General features: G+C 69.3%; 1 protein-coding gene. It reads left to right on the top strand.

Going from position 1 to position 788, the window contains the following annotated elements; translation table 11 throughout:
* Positions 1-788: IS481 family transposase (locus tag MOPEL_RS06835; protein WP_009482143.1), on the top strand; the 788-nt coding region annotated here is incomplete at both ends.

A 788-nucleotide genomic window follows, 5' to 3' on the forward strand; every position in this document is an offset into this window, starting at 1 on the left:
CCCCGCCCCGCCTGGTCCGCAAGATCGTGCGGGCCCGGCTGCGGCACCGGATGGGCCCGGTCCAGATCGGTGACCTGCTCGATGTTCCCGCATCCACCGTGCACGCCGTCCTGACCCGATGCCGGCTGCACCGGCTGTCCTACCTGGACCGGGCGACCGGCGAACCGATCCGCAGGTACGAACACGACCGCCCGGGCGACTTGCTGCACGTCGACGTGAAGAAGCTCGGCAAGATCCCCGACGGGGGCGGCTGGCGCTACGTCGGACGCGCAGCCGGCCAGCGTCATCGCGCCGCCACATCGGCACGCACCGGTGTCCCCAAGAGCAAACACCGCCAGCCCCTGATCGGGACCTGCTACCTGCACACCGTCATCGACGACCACTCCCGCGTCGCCTACGTCGAGGCCCACGACGACGAGACCAGCCAGACCGCCGCCCTGGTGCTACGCAACGCCGTCGCGTGGTTCGCCGAACGCGGCGTCACCGTCAAGCGGGTGATCAGCGACAACGGTGGCGCGTACCGATCCCACCTGTGGGCCGACACCTGCACCGAACTCGGCATCACCCCCAAGCGGACCCGCCCGTACCGACCCCAGACCAACGGCAAGATCGAACGCTTCCACCGCACCCTGGCCGACGGGTGGGCCTTCAAGAAGTTCTACCCCAGCGAAGCCGACCGGCTCGCTGCTCTGGCACCCTGGGTCCACCAGTACAACCACCACCGGCCCCACTCAGCGATCGGCAAGGCCGCGCCCATCACCAGGTTGGACAACCTGACTGGGCATCAC

Source organism: Mobilicoccus pelagius NBRC 104925 (assembly GCF_000247995.1).
Classification (GTDB): Bacteria; Actinomycetota; Actinomycetes; order Actinomycetales; family Dermatophilaceae; genus Mobilicoccus; species Mobilicoccus pelagius.